The organism is Jannaschia formosa (assembly GCF_003340555.1).
Taxonomy (GTDB): Bacteria; Pseudomonadota; Alphaproteobacteria; order Rhodobacterales; family Rhodobacteraceae; genus Jannaschia; species Jannaschia formosa.
This window is the reverse complement of sequence record NZ_QPLJ01000009.1, coordinates 138625-157793: the sequence shown is the minus strand read 5'-3', so window position 1 is coordinate 157793 and position 19169 is coordinate 138625. Positions and strand designations below refer to the sequence as shown.

Annotated in this window: 18 protein-coding genes and 1 tRNA gene; 13 read left to right on the top strand and 6 right to left on the bottom strand. The window is 69.4% G+C overall.

The genetic code is table 11. From position 1 onward, the window contains the following. Positions 1 to 282 precede the first annotated feature (282 nt). A tRNA-Leu gene (locus tag DR046_RS11855) sits at positions 283 to 369 on the bottom strand. Positions 370 to 495: 126 nt separating this feature from the next. Between DR046_RS11855 and DR046_RS11850 the strand changes: the two genes are divergently transcribed. Beyond that, complete coding sequence (locus tag DR046_RS11850; RefSeq protein WP_115382592.1) at positions 496 to 1479, top strand: complex I NDUFA9 subunit family protein; 984 nt, start codon at positions 496 to 498, stop codon at positions 1477 to 1479. A 164-nt stretch (positions 1480 to 1643) separates the two neighbouring features. Here DR046_RS11850 and DR046_RS11845 read toward each other — a convergent pair whose 3' ends face one another. Beyond that, on the bottom strand, positions 1644 to 2456 hold the full coding sequence (locus DR046_RS11845) for an undecaprenyl-diphosphate phosphatase (protein WP_115382591.1): 813 nt from the start codon (positions 2454 to 2456) through the stop codon (positions 1644 to 1646). A gap of 217 nt (positions 2457 to 2673) precedes the next feature. Here DR046_RS11845 and DR046_RS11840 point away from each other — a divergent pair, with 217 nt between their 5' ends. From DR046_RS11840 to DR046_RS11795, 10 genes are all read left to right on the top strand, one after another. Further along, a complete protein-coding gene (locus tag DR046_RS11840; RefSeq protein ID WP_115382590.1) occupies positions 2674 to 4182 on the top strand; it encodes an NAD(P)-dependent oxidoreductase in 1509 nt (502 codons plus the stop codon). Between the two features lie 181 nt (positions 4183 to 4363). Further along, a complete protein-coding gene (locus DR046_RS11835) occupies positions 4364 to 5059 on the top strand; it encodes a hypothetical protein (RefSeq protein ID WP_115382589.1) in 696 nt (231 codons plus the stop codon). Beyond that, positions 5056 to 5478, top strand: a complete 423-nt coding sequence (locus DR046_RS11830) for a GFA family protein (protein ID WP_115382588.1) — start codon at positions 5056 to 5058, stop codon at positions 5476 to 5478. The genes DR046_RS11835 and DR046_RS11830 overlap by 4 nt, the downstream gene beginning before the upstream one ends. After that, positions 5475 to 5900 (top strand): hypothetical protein, encoded by a 426-nt coding sequence (locus DR046_RS11825; RefSeq protein ID WP_115382587.1) that lies wholly within the window; start codon positions 5475 to 5477, stop codon positions 5898 to 5900. The genes DR046_RS11830 and DR046_RS11825 overlap by 4 nt, the downstream gene beginning before the upstream one ends. 3 nt (positions 5901 to 5903) lie before the next feature. Continuing rightward, positions 5904 to 10445, top strand: a complete 4542-nt coding sequence (gltB, locus tag DR046_RS11820) for a glutamate synthase large subunit (RefSeq protein WP_115382586.1) — start codon at positions 5904 to 5906, stop codon at positions 10443 to 10445. Positions 10446 to 10631: 186 nt separating this feature from the next. Next, positions 10632 to 11372 carry a monofunctional biosynthetic peptidoglycan transglycosylase gene (mtgA, locus tag DR046_RS11815; RefSeq protein ID WP_115382585.1) on the top strand — a complete coding sequence of 247 codons (741 nt, stop codon included), beginning with the start codon at positions 10632 to 10634 and terminating at the stop codon, positions 11370 to 11372. 31 nt (positions 11373 to 11403) lie between these two features. Continuing rightward, the gene (gene fzlA / locus DR046_RS11810) at positions 11404 to 12069 is read left to right on the top strand and encodes an FtsZ-binding protein FzlA (RefSeq protein ID WP_115382584.1); all 666 of its coding nucleotides are present in this window, start codon (positions 11404 to 11406) and stop codon (positions 12067 to 12069) included. Positions 12070 to 12158: 89 nt separating this feature from the next. Continuing rightward, positions 12159 to 13190 carry a tRNA epoxyqueuosine(34) reductase QueG gene (gene queG, locus DR046_RS11805; RefSeq protein ID WP_115382583.1) on the top strand — a complete coding sequence of 344 codons (1032 nt, stop codon included), beginning with the start codon at positions 12159 to 12161 and terminating at the stop codon, positions 13188 to 13190. Further along, entirely contained in the window at positions 13175 to 14065 is an 891-nt protein-coding gene (locus DR046_RS11800) for an SDR family oxidoreductase (RefSeq protein WP_115382582.1), read from the top strand. Before queG ends, DR046_RS11800 begins: the two co-directional genes overlap by 16 nt. Before the next feature lie 57 nt (positions 14066 to 14122). Beyond that, positions 14123 to 14617: a L,D-transpeptidase family protein gene (locus tag DR046_RS11795; RefSeq protein WP_115382581.1), complete on the top strand. Its 495-nt coding sequence runs from the start codon at positions 14123 to 14125 to the stop codon at positions 14615 to 14617. A gap of 16 nt (positions 14618 to 14633) precedes the next feature. Here the strand turns inward: DR046_RS11795 and dalA are convergent, their stop codons facing one another. After that, complete coding sequence (gene dalA / locus DR046_RS11790; protein WP_115382580.1) at positions 14634 to 15146, bottom strand: divisome-associated lipoprotein DalA; 513 nt, start codon at positions 15144 to 15146, stop codon at positions 14634 to 14636. A gap of 181 nt (positions 15147 to 15327) precedes the next feature. On the opposite strand from dalA, the gene DR046_RS11785 reads away from it, so the two are divergent. Further along, complete coding sequence (locus DR046_RS11785; protein WP_115382579.1) at positions 15328 to 15921, top strand: L,D-transpeptidase; 594 nt, start codon at positions 15328 to 15330, stop codon at positions 15919 to 15921. A gap of 154 nt (positions 15922 to 16075) precedes the next feature. Next, entirely contained in the window at positions 16076 to 16261 is a 186-nt protein-coding gene (locus DR046_RS11780) for a hypothetical protein (RefSeq protein WP_115382578.1), read from the top strand. Between the two features lie 332 nt (positions 16262 to 16593). Here the strand turns inward: DR046_RS11780 and DR046_RS11775 are convergent, their stop codons facing one another. The 3 genes from DR046_RS11775 to DR046_RS11765 form a co-directional block, all read right to left on the bottom strand. After that, a complete protein-coding gene (locus tag DR046_RS11775; RefSeq protein WP_115382577.1) occupies positions 16594 to 17706 on the bottom strand; it encodes a site-specific DNA-methyltransferase in 1113 nt (370 codons plus the stop codon). 113 nt (positions 17707 to 17819) lie between these two features. Then, a complete protein-coding gene (rnhB, locus tag DR046_RS11770; protein WP_115382576.1) occupies positions 17820 to 18440 on the bottom strand; it encodes a ribonuclease HII in 621 nt (206 codons plus the stop codon). Between the two features lie 31 nt (positions 18441 to 18471). Beyond that, positions 18472 to 19125, bottom strand: a complete 654-nt coding sequence (locus tag DR046_RS11765) for a hypothetical protein (RefSeq protein WP_115382575.1) — start codon at positions 19123 to 19125, stop codon at positions 18472 to 18474. Positions 19126 to 19169: the final 44 nt, after the last annotated feature.

Genomic DNA, 19169 nt, shown 5'->3' with positions numbered 1-19169 from the left:
CGCGCCTTGAAGCCCGCGTCATGATTCCTGCGTTTCCGCATTCCTGATCTCCTCGTTCTTGGAGACCAGCAAACGTCACATCGCAGCTTCCGTCACTGTCCGATTTCTGGGGAGTAGCTCACGGCGTCGAAACCGCCTGCGCCCGCTCGCGAGCTGATCGACATGCTTTAGCTTGACCATGACTGCCATCCGAAATGTCCCCCATGCGTGCCGATATGTGTGTCGGCAGGGGGGCGTAATGCTCGGGTATCACGAGAAAACAGGGCAGTAGACGTCAACCCGTGGTGCCCAGGAGAAGACTCGAACTTCCACTCCCTTGCGAGAACTGGCACCTGAAGCCAGCGCGTCTACCAATTCCGCCACCTGGGCATCCACGGTGCGCGGTGGGTATATCCGGCCCCGGGCGGCGTCAATCCCCCCGGATGCGAAAAAGCGTCCCCTTGTGACAGAGGCTTGGGAGGAGTATCGCAAGACCCGACCGACAGGAGGCTATCCATGCAGCAACTCGTCACGATCTTCGGCGGTTCAGGCTTCGTCGGGCGCTATATCGCGCGGCGCATGGCCAAGGCCGGATGGCGCGTGCGGGTCGCCGTGCGGCGCCCGAACGAGGCGCATTTCGTCCGCATGTACGGCTCGGTGGGCCAGGTGGAGCCGCTTTTCGCCAACATCCGCGACGATGCCTCGGTCGAGGCCGCGCTGATGGGCGCCGATGCCGTCGTCAACTGCGTCGGCATCCTCGCCGAGGCGGGGAAGAACCGCTTCGACACCATTCAGGCCGAGGGGGCGGAGCGGATCGCCCGCATCGCCGCCGCGCGCGGGATCGGCCGTATGGTCCAGATCAGCGCCATCGGCGCCGATGCCGGCAGCGCGAGCGACTATGCCCGCACCAAGGCCGAGGGCGAGGCCGCCGTGCTGCGTCACATGCCCGAGGCGGTGATCCTGCGGCCCTCGATCGTGTTCGGGCCCGAGGACGAGTTCTTCAACCGCTTCGCCGGGATGGCGCGACTTGCGCCGATGCTGCCGGTGGTCGGGCCGAACACCCGGTTCCAGCCGGTCTATGTCGACGACGTCGCCGCCGCCGCCGAGGTCGCGCTGAAGGGCCGTGCGGCGCCCGGCATCTACGAGCTGGGCGGCCCCGAGACCGCCAGTTTCCGGGAGCTGATGCAGGTCATGCTGCGCGAGATCCGGCGCCGCGCGCTGATCGTGCCGGTGCCGTTCTTCGCCGCCAAGGTGATGGGCTGGGGCTTCGACCTTCTCCAGAAGGTCAGCTTCGGGCTGTTCCACAACAGCGTCCTGACGCTGGACCAGGTCCGCAACCTCGCCCGCGACAACGTCGTCACCGGGAACCATCCCGGCTTCGAGGCGCTGGGGCTGGAGCCGGTGGCGATGGAGCTGGTGCTGGAGGACTATCTCTGGCGCTTCCGCCCCTCCGGCCAGTATGCGGAGATCAAGGAATCCGCCCGCAACCTGCGCACGTAAAAACCGCCCGTCCCCGCGCTGGGTTGCCTGCCGACCGAGGCGGGGGAGCGGCATGGCGGGACACGGGGGCGATCTGACGGAAGGGCCGGTCTGGAAGGCCCTCTTCGCGGTGTCGGCGCCGATGATGCTCGGCCTTGCGGCCGCGCGCATCGCATGGCCCCGCGTCACGTTCCCGCGTAGCCGTAGGCATAGACCAGCAGGCCGATGCCCAGCACCATGCGGTACCAGACGTAAGGCGTGAAATCGACCGAGTTCAGCAGCTTCATCATCAGGTGGAGCGCCGCGAACGCCGCGCCGAAGGCAAACAGGGCGGCGATGGCGCCGTCGCGGGCGAGCGCGCCCGAGGCATCCTCCATCGCCTCGAGCGACAGCAGCGCGCCCGAGGCGAGGATCGTCGGGATCGACATCAGCATCGACAGGCGCGCGGCCTCGCGCCTTTCGTAGCCCATCGCGCGGGCGCCGGTGATGACGATGCCCGAGCGCGAGGTGCCCGGGATCAGGGCGATGGCCTGCCAGAGGCCGAACTTGACCGCCTGCATCGGCGTCCAGTCCGCGACGGTCTTCACCTGCGCGCCCTTCTGGTCGCACCACCACAGCAGCAGCCCGAAGAGGAGCGTCGTCCAGCCGATCAGGGCGACCGAGCGCAGCGCCTCGGTCCCGATGGTCAGGCTGATGACGAGGCCCGCGATGATCACCGGCACGGTCGCGATGGCGAGGCCGAGGGCCAGCCGCTCGTCCGGGCCGCTTCGCATGCGAAACAATCCGACGGTCCCGCGGAGGGCGGCGGCCACGTCCGCGCGGAAATAGAGAACGACCGCGCCCAGCGTGCCGACATGCACGGCCACGTCGAGGAAGGTGCCCTGGTCCGCGAGCCCCGTTAGCGCGGGCAGAAGGATCAGGTGCCCGGAGGAGGACACGGGCAGGAACTCGGTCACGCCCTGCAGCGCGGCCAGGACAAGGAGGTGCCAGAGGGGCATGGTTTGCTCGATTCGCCTGTTTGCGGTACTGTGCTTTCAGGCTGTGGCGAGGGGAAGGCGCGGCAAAGGACCGGATCGGACCTTTATTCATGGAAGTGTCACGGCGACCCGACCCATCCGGGCGGAAAAATCCGCAAATAGGTCAGCACTGCTGACTTTCATTTCCTTTCCGCCTTGTGTAACGGAAGGGCTCGCCCGCTTCGCAGGAGTCTTTCTCATGGCCTCGAACAAGATGCTTCGTTTCGTGACGCTCGGCCGGCAGACGCCGGAGAAGCGGGACGCCGACGATCGGACCGAGGATTTCGGCGAGATCTATCGCGAGTTCGCCGCAGAGCGCGCCGCCGAGCAAGCGGGACGCTGCTCCCAGTGCGGCGTGCCCTATTGCCAGAGCCATTGCCCGCTGCACAACAACATCCCCGACTGGCTGCGCCTGACCGCCGAGGGCCGGTTGCAGGAAGCCTACGAGGTCGCGCAGCTGACCAACACCTTCCCCGAGATCTGCGGCCGCATCTGCCCGCAGGACCGGCTGTGCGAAGGCAACTGCGTCATCGAGAAGTCGGGCCACGGCACCGTCACCATCGGCGCGGTCGAGAAATACATCGTCGACACCGCCTTCGACAACGGCTGGGTCGAGCCGATCCGCCCCTATGCGGAAAGCCCCGAAAGCGTCGGCATCATCGGCGCGGGGCCGGGCGGGCTGGCTGCCGCGGACCGGCTGCGCCGCGAGGGCGTCCAGGTCACGGTCTACGACCGCTACGACCGCGGCGGCGGGTTGATGGTCTACGGCATCCCCGGCTTCAAGCTGGAGAAGGACGTGGTCATGCGCCGCAACGCGCAGCTGGAGGAGGGCGGCGTCGAGTTCGTGCTCAACTGCGAGGTCGGCCGCGACATCACCTTCGACGAGATCCGCGCCAAGCACGATGCCGTCATCGTCGCGACCGGCGTCTACAAGTCGCGCGAGCTGGACGGGGACAACCATGACGCGGACGGCATCGTGCGCGCCATCGACTACCTGACCGCCTCGAATCGCAAGAGCTTCGGCGATGTCGTGCCGGAGTTCGACTCGGGCGCGCTGTCGGCCGAGGGCAAGCGCGTCGTCGTCATCGGCGGCGGCGACACCGCGATGGACTGCGTGCGCACGGCGATCCGGCAGGGCGCGACCAGCGTGAAGTGCCTCTACCGCCGCGACCGGGCCAACATGCCCGGGTCCCAGCGGGAGGTCGAGAATGCCGAGGAGGAGGGCGTCGAGTTCATCTGGCTGACCGCCCCTGCCGGTTTCGAGGCCGGTGCGGCGGCGCACCAGGCGGGCGGGCCGGTGGTCGACATCGCCCAGGGGTCCACCGCGCATAGCCATTCCGTCGCCGTCAATGGCGTGAAGGTGCGCCGCATGAAGCTGGGCGCGCCGGACGCGACAGGCCGGCAGAAGCCCGAGGTGATCGCGGGCGCCGATTATGTCGAGCGCGCCGACCTCGTCATCAAGGCACTGGGCTTCGAGCCGGAGGAGCTGCCGACGCTCTGGGCGAAGCCCGAGCTGGAGGTGACGCGCTGGGGCACGATCAAGGCCGATTTCCGCACCCACGAGACCGCGCTGGACGGAGTCTATGCGGTGGGCGACATCGTGCGGGGCGCCTCGCTGGTGGTCTGGGCGATCCGCGATGGGCGCGAGGCGGCGGACGCCATCCTCGACCGTTTCGCGGCGGCCTCGGCCTCCGTCGCGGCGGAATAGGTCCGATGCGGTCCTTCAGCCATGCACGGGGCGGATGGCACGGGGAGCCCCGCCCTGCGGCCTGCCTGCGCCGCGCGGGTGATCCACGGGTGATCCGCGTCGGACCGGCGTCGGACGTCGCCGCCCTGCGCGGCGCGCAACGGGTCAGCCCTGCTGACCCGGTGGCGGGCTGAGCGGTCCCATGACGATCCGGGTCGAGACCCTGCTCCGCGACGAGGAGCTGACGCTGCGGTGGCTGCCCGGCCGGGCGCCGCGGCTGGTCGTCGTCTTCACCGGCCTGCGCGCGGGCTTCGGCGGCACGCCGCTCGATGAATTCGCCGGCAGCGCGGGCGAGCGGGGCGAGAACAACGTGCTGTTCGTCACCGACCGGCGCGGCAGCTGGTACTCGGCGCCCGGCCTCTGGGCGCGGATCGTCGGGGCGGTCAAGTCACTGGTGCGGGAGCGGGCAGTGCGGGAGACGGTCAGTCTGGGCACCTCGATGGGGGGCTTCGGCGCGCTGCTGCTGCCGCGCGACGTGCGCTGCAAGCGGGCCATCGCCTTCGCGCCGCAGGTGACGCTGGACCGCGAGGTGCTGGACGACGACCGCTGGCCGCGCGTGGCCCGGCCCCCGGTGCGTGACCTGGGCGCGACGATGGAAGCCACGGGCGCGCAATACTACGTCACGGCGGGCGGCGGCTGCGCGATGGACGTCGCGCATCTGTCGCTGCTGCCGGAGCACAAGCGGGTGCATCCCTACGTCCTGCCCGCGGCCCGTCACAACGTGGCGCGCGCGCTGAAGGAGGCGGGGCTGCTGGGCGAGGCGGTCGCGGCGCTGATCCGGGGACGCAAGGCGCGGGCCGAGAAGGTCTATGCCCGTTTCGGGGCGGCGGCGGCATGATCGGGCGCTGCCTCTGCCGCGCGGTGACGATCACCGTGGAAGGCCCCCACAAGGAGACGGTCGGCGCCTGCCATTGCCGCATGTGCCAGATCTGGTCGGGCATGATGTTCGGCTGCTTCAAGGCCCCGGCGGCATCGGTCACGGTGACGGGCGCGGTCGCGGAATACCGGTCCTCGGATTTCGCGACGCGGGCCTTCTGCCCCACCTGCGGCAGCCATCTGTGGTTCCGGGACGACGGCGAGGACGAGCCCTACGAGCTTGTCCCCGGGCTGTTCCCGGAGGCCGCGTCCTTCCCGCTCGTGTCCGAGATCTATGCCGACCGGGCCCCGGCCTATGCGCGGCTTGCGGGGGACCACCGGCGGTCCACCGCCTCCGAATACGAGGCCGGAAACAAGTTCGTCGAAGGAGACAAGCCATGACGCGATCCCTGTCGATCTGCGCGCTGCTGACGGCGCTGGCCGCCACCCCCGCCATCGCCCAGCAGATCGGCGAGACCTATCGCTGCCCTGCCGCCGATGGCCCGGACGTGCTGGCGGTCGTCGGGCGCACCGACCTGCTGAGCGAGCTGGCCGGCCGCGACATGGACCCGCATGACTTGATGATCATGCATGTCCAGATGGTCGCGATGGAGGAGGGGGCCGCGACGCTCGGTCACCTTGCGATGACCGAGGCCGCGCTGGCGGAATGCACCCGCGACATGACGGACGGGCCGTTCGACCGGATCGCCTTCGACACGGGCCTCGAGGCCTTCATGGAGGCCGTCCGCACGGGCGAGGCCACCATCGCCGAAACCGACCCTGCCGGCGCCTATCGCGCCGCGCTCGACCATCTGGAGGGCTGAGACATGACGCATTACTTCACCGACTGGGAACGCGAGCAGGTCGAGCTGCGCGCGCGGATGTCCGAGACCAGCCTCTACCGGGAGGAAGCGGAGCATTCCTCCTGCGGGGTGGGGCTGGTCGTCTCGATCGACGGCACGCGGTCGCGCCGGGTGGTGCAGGCCGGGATCGACGCGCTGAAGGCGATCTGGCACCGGGGCGCCGTCGATGCCGACGGCAAGACCGGCGACGGCGCCGGCATCCACGTCCAGATCCCCGTCGACTTCTTCGCCGACCAGGTCCGCCGCACCGGGCACGAGCCGCACAAGGGGCAGTTGCTGGCCGTGGGCCAGATCTTCCTGCCGAGGAACGACTTCAGCAAGCAGGAGGCCTGCCGGACCATCGTCGAGACCGAGGTCCTGCGGATGGGCTACTACATCTACGGCTGGCGCCACGTCCCGGTGAACATCGACGTGCTGGGCGAGAAGGCCAACGCGACGCGGCCCGAGATCGAGCAGATCCTGATCTCCGACACTCACGGCAAGGGCGAGGAGGCCTTCGAGCGCGACCTCTACGTCATCCGCCGCCGGATCGAGAAGGCCGCCATCGCGGCGCAGGTGCAGGGGCTGTACCTCGCCTCGCTGTCGTGCCGGTCGATCATCTACAAGGGCATGATGCTGGCCGAACAGGTGGCGGAGTTCTATCCCGACCTGAAGGACGAGCGCTTCCAGAGCGCCTTCGCGATCTACCACCAGCGCTATTCCACCAACACCTTTCCGCAATGGTGGCTGGCCCAGCCGTTCCGGATGCTGGCCCATAACGGCGAGATCAACACGCTGAAGGGCAACATCAACTGGATGAAGTCGCACGAGATCCGGATGGCCTCGGCGACGTTCGGGGAGCAGGCGTCGGACATCAAGCCGATCATCCCGCAGGGCGCGAGCGATTCCGCGGCGCTGGATTCGGTGTTCGAGGTGCTGGTGCGGGCGGGCCGGTCCGCGCCGATGGCGAAGACGATGCTGGTGCCGGAAAGCTGGTCGCAACAGGCGGTCGAACTGCCGGACGCCTGGCGCGACATGTATGCCTATTGCAACGCGGTGATGGAGCCCTGGGACGGGCCGGCCGCGCTGGCGATGACCGACGGGCGCTGGGTCTGCGCCGGGCTCGACCGCAACGGGCTGCGGCCGATGCGCTATATCGTGACCGGCGACGGGCTGCTGATCGCGGGCAGCGAGTCCGGAATGGTGCCGGTGGACGAGGCCAGCGTGGTCGAGAAGGGCGCGCTGGGCCCGGGGCAGATGATCGCCGTCGACATGGAGAAGGGGCGGCTGCTGCACGATTCCGAACTCAAGGACCAGCTGGCGGCCGAGCGGCCCTTCGGCGAATGGGTCGAGCGGATCACCGACCTGGAGGAGGTCACGCAGGGCGTCAGCGAGCATGCGGTCCATTCCGGGGCCGAGCTGCGCAAGCGCCAGATCGCGGCGGGCTACTCCGTCGAGGAGCTGGAGCAGATCCTTGCCCCCATGGCCGAGGACGGCAAGGAGGTCCTGGCCTCGATGGGCGACGACACGCCCTCGGCCGTGCTGTCGGAGAAGTACCGGCCGCTCAGCCATTTCTTCCGGCAGAGCTTCAGCCAGGTGACGAACCCGCCCATCGACTCCCTGCGGGAGTTCCGGGTGATGAGCCTGAAGACCCGGTTCGGGAACCTCAAGAACGTGCTCGACGAGGACGGGTCGCAGACCGAGATCCTGGTGCTCGACAGCCCCTTCGTCGGCAATGCCCAGTTCCAGGCGATGTTCGAGCATTTCGAGGATTCGGTCACCACGATCGACTGCACCTTCCCGGCGGGCGGGGCCCTGGGCATGCTGCGCGACAACCTGGAGCGCATCCGGGCGGAGGCGGAGGATGCCGTCCGTTCGGGCGCGGGGCATATCGTGCTGACGGACCGCTTCCAGGACCCCGACAAGGTGCCGATGCCGATGATCCTCGCCACCAGCGCGGTGCATAGCTGGCTGACGCGCAAGGGGCTTCGGACCTTCTGCTCGCTCAACGTGCGCTCGGCCGAATGCATCGACCCGCATTACTTCGCGGTGCTGGTCGGCTGCGGCGCGACCACGGTGAACGCCTATCTGGCACAGGACAGCCTGGCAGACCGGATCGAGAAGGGCCTGCTGGACTGCACCCTGACCGAGGCGGTCGCCCGCTACCGGCAGGCCATCGACGCAGGTCTTCTGAAGATCATGGCGAAGATGGGGATCTCGGTCATCTCCTCCTATCGCGGGGGTCTCAACTTCGAGGCGGTCGGCCTGAGCCGCGCCATGGTCGCGGAATACTTCCCCGGCATGCTGAGCCGGATCTCGGGCATCGGCGTCAACGGGTTGCAGCGCAAGGTCGAGCAGGTCCACGCCGCCGGGTGGCGGTCGCGGGCGACCAACGTCCTGCCCATCGGCGGCTTCTACAAGGCCAGGCGCACGGGCGAAAAGCACGCCTGGGAAGCGCAGACCATGCACATGCTGCAGGCGGCCTGCGACCGGGGCAGCTACGAGATCTGGAAGCAGTTCTCGACGGCGATGCAGTCGAACCCGCCGATCCATCTGCGCGACCTGCTGGCGATCAAGCCGCTGGGCAAGCCGATCCCGCTGGAGGAGGTCGAGTCGATCACCGCGATCCGCAAGCGCTTCGTCACGCCGGGCATGTCGCTGGGCGCGCTGTCGCCCGAGGCGCACAAGCTGCTGAACGTGGCGATGAACCGGATCGGGGCGAAGTCGGACAGCGGCGAGGGCGGCGAGGACCCGGCGCATTTCGTGCCGGAGCCCAATGGCGACAACCCCTCGGCCAAGATCAAGCAGGTGGCGTCGGGCCGCTTCGGCGTGACCGCCGAATACCTGAACCATTGCGAGGAGCTGGAGATCAAGGTCGCGCAGGGCGCGAAACCCGGCGAGGGCGGCCAGCTGCCCGGCATGAAGGTCACCGCGCTGATCGCGCGGCTGCGCCATTCGACGCCGGGCGTGACGCTGATCTCGCCGCCGCCGCATCACGACATCTATTCGATCGAGGACCTCGCGCAGCTGATCTACGACCTCAAGCAGATCAACCCGCGGGCCAAGGTGACGGTGAAGCTGGTCGCCTCCTCGGGTGTCGGCACCATCGCGGCGGGGGTGGCGAAGGCCAAGGCCGACGTCATCCTGATCTCGGGCCACAATGGCGGCACCGGGGCCTCGCCGGCGACCTCCATCAAGTATGCGGGCCTGCCCTGGGAGATGGGCCTGACCGAGGCGCATCAGGTGCTGGCGATGAACAACCTGCGCAGCCGCGTTACGCTGCGCACGGATGGCGGCCTGCGCACGGGCCGCGACATCGTCATGGCGGCGATGATGGGGGCCGAGGAATACGGCATCGGCACCGCCGCCCTGATCGCGATGGGCTGCATCATGGTCCGCCAGTGCCAGTCGAACACCTGTCCGGTGGGCGTCTGCACCCAGGACCCGGCGCTGCGCGCCAAGTTCACCGGCACCGCCGACAAGGTCGTGAACCTGATCGGCTTCTACGCCACCGAGGTGCGGGAGATCCTGGCCGAGATCGGGGCGCGGTCGCTGGACGAGGTGATCGGGCGGGCGGACCTGCTGACGCAGGTCAGCCGCGGGTCGGCGCATCTGGACGACCTGGACCTGAACCCGCTGCTGATCACGGTGGACGGGGCCGACCGGATCAAGTTCGACCGCGACAAGCCGCGCAACCCGGTCCCCGAGACGCTGGACGCGCAGATCGTCAAGGACGCCGCGCGCTTCCTGAACGACGGCGAGAAGATGCAGCTGAGCTATGCCGTGCAGAACGTGCACCGGACGGTCGGCACCCGCGTCTCGTCGCATATCGTGTCGAAGTTCGGGATGCGGAACGGGCTTCAGCCCGATCACCTGCATGTCAAGCTTCAGGGCTCGGCCGGGCAGTCGCTGGGGGCCTTCGCGGCGCCGGGGCTGAAGATCGAGGTCTCGGGCGATGCCAACGACTATGTCGGCAAGGGCCTGTCGGGCGGCACCATCGTGGTGCGCCCGCCCATGGCCTCGCCGCTCAAGGCCGACGACAACGTCATCATCGGCAACACGGTCCTCTATGGCGCGACGGACGGGTTCCTCTTCGCGGCGGGCCGCGCCGGGGAGCGGTTCGCGGTCCGCAACTCGGGCGCGTCGGTCGTGGTCGAGGGCTGCGGGTCGAACGGCTGCGAGTACATGACCGGCGGGGTGGCCGTCATCCTGGGCGAGATCGGCGCCAATTTCGGCGCGGGCATGACCGGGGGGATGGCCTATCTCTACGACCCCGAGGGCCGTGCGGCGCCGCTGATGAACATGGAGACGCTGGTCACCTGCTCCGTCGGGGTCGCCCATTGGGAGACGCAGCTGCGCGGGCTGGTCGCGCGCCATGCGCAGGAGACGGGGTCGAAGAAGGCCGCCGCCCTGCTGGCGGACTGGGAGGCGGAGCTGCGCAACTTCGTGCAGGTCTGCCCGACCGAGATGCTGCGGCACCTGCCCGCGCCCCTGTCCGACGAGGCGGGCGCGATCCCGGCGGAGTGAGGGGGAAGCGGCCGGCGGGGGCATCGAGCCCCCGCCGGCCGCGCGCTGCCGCGCCGTCTGACCCGCCCCGGAAGTGCCCGCCGTCGGGCGTCGAGGGGGCTCTGCCCCCGCCCTTCGGGCCCCCCGGAGTATTTGGGGCCACAGGAAGGGCTTGACCTATGACGGGCTGGCTGGTCCTTCCGCGCAATGGCGAATTCGAAGAGCAAGAAGCCCGCGGCGAAGGCGAAGCGGCGGGGGCTGATGGACCGGGTGGCCGACGCCGTCCGGTGGCTGCGGCGCTGGCTGCTGCGGCTGGCCGGGGCGGCGGCGGTGCTGCTGCTGCTCTGGGTGGCGGCCTATCGCTTCGTCGATCCGCCGGGCACGCCCTATGTCTGGTCCGAGGCCGGGCGGCTTGGCTCGGTCGCGCGGGAGTGGCGGGACTTGGAGGCCATCGCGCCGGCCATGGCGCGCGCGGCCGTCGCGGCCGAGGACGCGAATTTCTGCCTGCACTGGGGGTTCGACGTCGACGCGATCAAGGACGCCATCGAGGAGGGCTCGGGGCGCGGGGCCTCGACGATCAGCCAGCAGGTCGTGAAGAACGCCTTTCTGTGGCAGTCGCGGTCCTGGGCGCGCAAGGCGCTGGAGGCGATGCTGACGCCCGCCATGGAGGCATTCTGGCCGAAGCGGCGGATCCTGGAGGTCTATCTCAACGTGGCCGAGTTCGGCGAGGGCGTGTTCGGTGTGGAAGCGGCGGCGCGGCACTATTTCGGCGTCTCGGCGGCCGATCTGTCGGAGGCGCAGGCCGCGGCATTGGCTTCGATCCTGCCTGCGCCGAAGCAGCGGGACGCGGCGGCGCTGACCCCGGCGCTGCAGCGGAAGGCCGCGCAGGTGCGCGACGGGGCGGCCACGATCGCCGCCGATGGGCGGGCGGCCTGTTTCGAGAGTTGAATCGCCGCCGCTGCCGGGGCATCTGACGGGGATGATCCAGATGTGGCATTTCCCGCTCTCCCCCTTCTGCCGGAAGGTCCGGCTGGTGCTGGCCGAGAAGAGGCTGGAGGTCGAGCTGATCGAGGAGCCCTACTGGGAGCATTCCTCGGAGTTCCTGCGCCGCAACGCCGCCGGGAAGGTCCCGGTGCTGCGCATCGACGGGCTGACCCTGGCCGAAAGCGCGGCGATCTGCGGCTATCTGGAGGAGACGGTGCCCACGCCGCCGCTGATGCCGAAGGAGCCTGCCGCCCGGGCCGAGGTGCTGCGGCTGACCGGCTGGTTCGACGACAAGTTCCACCATGAGGTGACGCGGAACCTGGTCTACGAGCGCATCCACAAGAAGGTCTCGCGCCAAGGCTATCCGGACGGGGCGGCGATCAAGGCCGGGGTCAAGGCGATCAAGTTCCATATCGACTACATGGGCTGGCTGCTGGACCAGCGGCGCTGGCTGGCCGGGCCGGACCTGACGCTGGCCGACTTCGCCGCCGCGGCGCATCTGTCCTGCCTCGACTATTCGGGCGACGTGGACTGGGGCCGGAACGAGGGCGTGCGCGACTGGTATGCCAAGATCAAGTCGCGCCCCGCCTTCCGGTCGATCCTGGCCGACGTTGTGCCGGGGTTCCGGCCGAGCTCCCATTACGCCGATCTCGACTTCTGAGGCGGGCCGACTTGCGATGCGGGGCCACGTGACTATCTCGCGCCCCGTGCGCGGGGCACGCGGGACGCAACGACGGGGCCGGGGGCGCGATGAACGAGCTGAAGGCACGGCTGGAGCAGGAGGCGCGGGCCGCTGGCTTCGTCTCGATGGGCGTGTGCCGGCCCGATGCGGTGCCCGAGACGGCCGGCCGGCTTGACGCCTTCCTCGCCGAGGGGCGGCACGGGCAGATGGGCTGGATGGCCGAGCGGACCGGCTGGCGCGGGAATGCGGCGGCGCTCTGGCCCGAGGCGCGGTCGGTCGTGATGCTGGCCCACAGCTACGCGCCGGAGCATGATCCGCTGGCCGATCTGGAGGACCCCTCGCGCGGGGCCGTCAGCGTCTACGCGCAGGGGCGCGACTACCATGACGTCGTCAAGAAGGCGCTGAAGCGGGTCGCGCGGTGGCTGGTGGCCGAGGCCGAGTGCGAGGTGAAGGTCTTCACCGACACCGCCCCGGTGATGGAGAAGCCGCTGGCGCAGGCCGCCGGGATCGGCTGGCAGGGGAAGCACACGAACCTGTTGAGCCGGGAGTTCGGCAACTGGGTGTTCCTCGGCGCGATCTTCACCACGCTGGAGCTGGAGCCGGACGCGCCGGAGGCGGAGCATTGCGGGTCCTGCAGGCGCTGCCTCGATGTCTGCCCGACCGATGCCTTCCCGGCGCCGTTCCAGCTCGATGCGCGGCGCTGCATCTCCTACCTGACGATCGAGCATCGCGGACCGGTGGAGGAGGGGCTGCGCGAAGGGCTGGGCAACCGCATCTACGGCTGCGACGACTGCCTGGCCGTCTGCCCCTGGAACAAGTTCGCGGTCGCGGCCAGCGACCTGCGCTATCACGGGCCGCATAGGGCGCCGGACCTGGCCGGGCTGGCGGTTCTGGACGATGCGGCGTTCCGGCAACGATTCGCTGGCTCTCCGATCAAGCGGATCGGGCGGGATCGGATGGTCCGCAACGTGTGCTACGCTATCGGCAATTCCGGGAGGGAGGAGCTGAGGCCGGTGGCGCAATCGCTTTGCGAGGACGAGGATTCTGCGGTCGCGGATGCGGCGCGCTGGGCGGTGGGGCGGCTATGGCGGTCCTCCTGAGCTTTGGACACGGCTACTCGGCGCGGGCGCTGACGCCGATCCTGATCGACCGGGGGTGGGAGGTGATCGGCACCACCCGCACGCCCGAGAAGGCCGAGGCGCTGCGCGCCGAAGGGGTCGAGCCGGTGATCTTCGGCGAGAAGATGGAGGCGGCGCTGGGCCGTGCGACCCATGTGCTGGTCTCGGCCGCGCCCGATGGCGAGGGCGATCCGGTGCTGCGGCGCTATGGCGAGCGGCTGCGGCAGATGCTGCGGCGCGGGGAATGGGTCGGCTACCTGTCGACGACCGGGGTCTATGGCGACCACGGGGGCGGCTGGGTCGACGAGGCGACGCCGCTGACCCCCTCGACCGCGCGGGGCCGGGCGCGGGTCGAGGCCGAGGCGGCCTGGCACGAGATCTGCGACGAGACGGGGGCGGCGCTGCATGTCTTCCGGCTGGCGGGCATCTACGGGCCGGGGCGGGGGCCCTTCGCCAAGGTGCGGGTCGGGACGGCGCGGCGGATCGTGAAGCCGGGGCAGCTGTTCAGCCGCATCCATGTCGACGACATCGCGCAGGTGCTGGCGGCCTCGATCGACCGGCCCCGGGCGGGCGCGGTCTACAACCTGTGCGACGACGACCCGGCCCCGCCGGAGGACGTGATCGCCGAGGCCGCGCGGCTGCTGGGCCTGCCCGTGCCCGAGGCCGAGGACTTCGAGACAGCCGAGATGACGCCCATAGCGCGCAGCTTCTATGCCGAATCGAAGAAGGTGCGGAACGACCGGATCAAGGACGAACTTGGGGTCCGGCTGATCCATCCCGATTATCGTGCCGGACTTGCGGCGCTTCTGCGACAGGAGACCGGAGACGCGCCGTCGGGCATTTTCGCCGGCTCCTGATTCGGCTATCCTCGGGGTCGGACAGTGTGACGCTTTCGGACAGGGCAGGCAGGTTCCATGATCACGATCTCACGACGGACCGTCCTCGCGGGCGGGCTTTTCTCGCTGGCATCCTGCAGCAAGTTCATCACCTATCACGGGCCCGAGGTGACTCGGGTTCACGTGCAGAAGTCGGACCGGCGGATGTATCTGTTCCACCACAACGCGGTGCTGGAAACCTACGACGTGCAGCTGGGCTTCACGGCGCTGGGGCCGAAGCAGTTCGAGGGCGACGGCAAGACGCCCGAGGGGCGCTATCACATCGACCGGCGCAACCCGGAGTCGTCCTTCTACCTGTCGATCGGGATCGACTATCCGAACGCTGCCGACCGCGCCTTCGCCGAGGCGCAGGGCAGGAAGCCGGGCGGCGACATCTTCATCCACGGCTGGGGCGACAAGCGGCGCAAGCGGTCCGAGGACTGGACCGCCGGCTGCATCGCGGTCACCAACCGCGAGATGAAGCTGGTCTATGCCATGGTGCAGGACGGGACGCCGGTCGACATCTACGCCTGACGCCCCTGCGGCCCGGTCAGGTGCCGACGTTCAGCGTCCACCAGATCTTGCCGTTGTCTTCCTGGTAGAAGCCGAAGCCCATGCGGCGGGCCTGGCGGTCGAGGATGACGGCGCGGGGTCCCGGCTCCTGCATCCAGGCGGCGATGGTCTCGAGCTCGGATTCGAAGGTCTCGGAGATCGCCTCGCCGAGGAAGACGCCGTCGAAGCCCGCCCGGCGGGCGCGGTCGATGGGCGAGGACCCGTCGGAGCCGAAATGCCAGGGCCGGTTCTGCAGCGACATGTCGCGCGAATGGGTCTCGGCGGCCGCCGTCAGCCGGTCGTCCAGCACCAGCGCAGGCACCCCCGCCCCCTGGCGCAGCGCGTTGACCGCGTCGAGCGCGCGGAACGGGATCCGGCGGGCATCGGCCCCAGAGATCCGGTAGAGCTTGGGAAGCGGTCGCCCGTCGGGGCCGAGCGTCGGCGGAGGAGGGGCGCCACAGGCGGCAAGGGCGGACCCGGCAAGCAGGGTCAGAGCGAAGCGGCGGTTCATGCAGGCGGTCCCGGTGCGATCTGTCGATCCGTCCGGGTTATCGCGGAGCGTGCGGCGGTGCAAATCTCCGCGCGCCCTTTTGGCGAAAGGCATCGCGCCGGCGTCACATATCGACCGCGCCTACGCGGAGCGGGGAACCCGAGCCGGGATCCGGATGTTGCCTCCGGAAAAGGAGCCCGCCATGTCCCCACCGCCGAACCGGCTGACCCGCCGCGCGATGATGCTGGGCAGCGGCGCCGCCGCGCTGGCCGCGCCCGCCCTCGCCCAGACCATCCCCGACACCGTGCAGGAGCGCGCGGCGCTCTCGCAGGACGTCCGGCACAACGTCGCCAGCTTCCGCATGCGCAACTGGAACGCGTATTTCGATTCGCTGCGCAACGGGGCGATTCTGGTCGATATCGACAGCCGCGCCCTGCATATGTGGCAGGAAAATGGCACGCATCACCTTTATCCGTCCTCTGTTCCCGCCTCGGAGGCGCTGACCCGGAGGGGCCGTACTCGCGTCGTGCGCAAGGTCGTGGGCCCCACCTGGCGGCCGACCGCGAACATGCTGCGCCGCAATCCGGACTGGCCCCGCGTCGTCCCGCCGGGGCCGAACAACCCGCTGGGGACGCATGCGCTGTATCTGAGCTGGACCTACTACCGCATCCACGGCACCCACGATCCGCGCAAGATCGGGCGGCGATCCTCGTCGGGCTGCATCGGACTTTTCAACGAGGACATCGCCGAAGTCTTCGCCATGGCCAAAGTCGGAACGCAGGTGTTGCTAATTTGACGAGGGGTGGCCCAGGGCCCACAGCATGCCCTGCTGGGGCGTTGCAAAGCCCTGCCAAGGCTGTTTAACGAGTCGCACGAGGTACAGTCTTGGGTGCCATATGGTGTGGCAACTGTCGCCTCACCGATGGCGTATCTTGGAAGGATAGCTGACTATGAAGAAAATCGCTCTCGCCGCCGCGCTGTCGCTGGCTGCCACTTCCGCCTTCGCGGGCAACATCGCGCCGGCTCCGGTCGAGCCCGTCGTCATCGTCGAGGACACCTCCTCGTCCGCTGGCGGCATCATCGTCCCGATCATCGCGCTGGTGCTGCTCGCCGCCGCCGTGGCCGCGAACGACTGATCGACTCTCGCGGTTTCACCGCACGGGAAAAGGGCGTCTCCGAAAGGGGGCGTCCTTTTTCTTTGGCGGATCCGGCTGCGCCTGTCGGACGGGTTAAGGCGGTCGCGCCGAAGGCCAGGGGGCCGGCCCTGGAGGTGGCTGCCGCCGAGCCTGCGTCTACCGGCGCGCCTGTCGGGTTTCCGGAGGGCTTTGGCCCGGGTCCTTCGCCCCGGGGTTGCGGGGCGGCTTGGCCCCACCGCGCAAAAAAGAACCCCCATGGCACGCGGCCACGGGGGTCAAGGTGCGCCCGCCGGACATTGACAACGGGCGCAGGCGGTACCTGGTGGGTGGGTCTAGCTGAGGCGCTTGCCCGCCATCTCGTCGCGGATCTGCTGGCGCAGCGTGTCGATGGGCACGGCGCGCCCCTCGCGCTTGAAATGCCAGTAGGTCCAGCCGTTGCAGGACGGCGCGCCCTCGTAGGCGGCGCCGACCTGGTGGATCGACCCCTTCACCCCGTCGCCGGTCAGCGTGCCGTCCGCGCGCACCTTCGCGCGGAAGCGGCCGTTGCCTGACAGGAGCTCTTCCCCGGGGCGAATCATCCCGCGTTCCACCAGCTGGCCGAACGGAACGCGGGGCTCGGCGCGTTTGGAGGTCGTGACCTCGAGCGCCGTTTTCTCGTAGGGTCTGACGTCGGCGATGCGGGCGGCGGCGAGGTCGCGGTATTCCGCCTCGCGCTCGATCCCGATCCAGCGGCGTCCCATCATCCTGGCGACGGCGCCGGTGGTGCCGGTGCCGAAGAAGGGGTCGAGCACGACGTCGCCCGGCTTGGTGGTCGCCAGCAGGACGCGGTGCAGCAGCGCTTCGGGCTTCTGCGTCGGATGCGCCTTCTCGCCGCGCGCGTTCTTCAGCCGCTCGTGCCCGGTGCAGATCGGGAAGGTCCAGTCCGACCGCATCTGCACGCCCTCGTTCAGCGCCTTCATCGCCTCATAGTTGAAGGTGTACCTGGAGCCTTCGGACTTCGACGCCCAGATCAGCGTCTCGTGGGCATTGGTCAGGCGCTTGCCGCGGAAGTTCGGCATCGGGTTGGTCTTGCGCCAGACCACGTCGTTCAGGATCCAGAAGCCCGCGTCCTGCATCGCCGCGCCGACGCGGAAGACGTTGTGATAGCTGCCGATCACCCAGATCGCGCCGTCGGGCTTCAGCACCCGCCGCGCGGCGCGCAGCCAGTCGCGGGTGAAGGCATCGTAGGCGGCGAAGCTGTCGAACCGGTCCCAGTCGTCGTCGACCGCGTCGACCACGGAGTTGTTCGGGCGATGCAGCTCGCGCTTGAGCTGCAGGTTGTAGGGGGGATCGGCGAAGACCAGGTCCACGGAGTTCTCGGGAAGCTCGTCCATCGCCGCCGCGCAGTCGCCGGACAATATCGTATCGAGCGGAAGCGCGGTGGCTCCCGTCAGGTCTCTCGCCATGTCTCTGCCTCATCTGGACCCCGGTTTTCCGGGTGTCTCGTTGTTGTGAGAGCACCATGACGGGCTGTGGATTGACAATCCACAAGGCGAGTGTGGCGGGATTGGGGCGGAGCCTACAGGCACAACATCTTGCGTATCGGAGCGAAGGAACGCCGATGATGTTGTGTGACGCCGTGACATTTTAGCCCATCGCGATGGGCCTGCGTGCCGTAGCCCATATTCGTCTCCCAGCCGTAGCCGGGGAAGTGTTGCGCCAGCGCCTTCATGCCTTCGTCTCGACATGTTTTTGCCAGAACCGAGGCGGCCGAGATCGACAATGACCGCGCGTCCCCGCGTTTGACGAGATCGTGGGGACGGTCCAGCCAGGCCGGGCGGTCGGTGCCGTCGATCAGCAGGTGGTCGGGCTCCACCGGCAGGGCGGCGAGGGCGCGGCGCATGGCGAGATGGGTGGCCTGGCGGATGTTGAGGCGGTCGATCTCCGGGACGGAGGCGTGGCCGATGCCGACATGGGCGCAGGCGCGCAGGGCGGGCACCATCGCTGCGCGGCGCCGGGGAGTGAGCTTCTTGCTGTCGGTCAGGCCCGGCGGCGTCTCGCCCAGCAGGACGACGGCGCAGGCCGTGACCGGCCCGGCCCAGGGGCCGCGCCCGACCTCGTCGAGCCCGGCGACGAGGCGCGCGCCCCGGGCCAGGGCGCGCTTCTCGTAGGCCAGGTCGGGCAGGGCGAAGAGGTCCATCGCCCTCGTCTGCCCGCGACCCGTCAGGGCGTCAATTCCGGGCGAGCCGCGTCGACCAGCCGTCGCGGCGCAGGCAGGCGGCCTCGTAGATGGTCCGGTCCGGGTGGCGGACGATGCAATGCGGCGGCAGCGAGCCGGGCAGGACGACGGCGTTCTGCAGGCATTGCGCCTCGTAGCCCTCGATCACCTCGATCGCGTTGGAGACGTCGGCGCGGCACTGGTCGGGCAGCAGCTTTACCTCGACCGGACGCTCGACGGGCATGCGCGGCAGCTCGGGCAGCGGGTCGTCGGGCAGCGGGCTGCGCGTCACCTCGGGCAGGGGCAGCGGGGCCGGGAGTGGGGCCGGATCGGCCCGCGCGACCGCAGGCGCGGTGTCGTGTCGCTGCTGCGCATGGGGGATGCCCACGACATGCTCGTGCCAGCCGCCGCCGGTGCCGTCGGCGTGGATATGGCTGTAGGTCTCGCCGGGCTGGCCGGGCTGCGGCGTGCGGGCGGTGCGTTGCGGCTGGGGCGCGGGCGCGCGCCGGTCCTCGCGCCGGATCGCCTCGTTCAGCAGGTAGATCGCGGCGAGGCCGCCGAGGATCTTGGCCGCGTCCCGGCCGTCCAGATCGGCCCGCGCCGGAAGCGGGGCGAGCGCGAGCGACAGCGCGGTGAGCAGCGTGGCAGCGGGGGCGAAGGGTCTCATGATCTCTCTCCTGGCAGAGGAAACGGGGCCATGGGGGCCGCGGC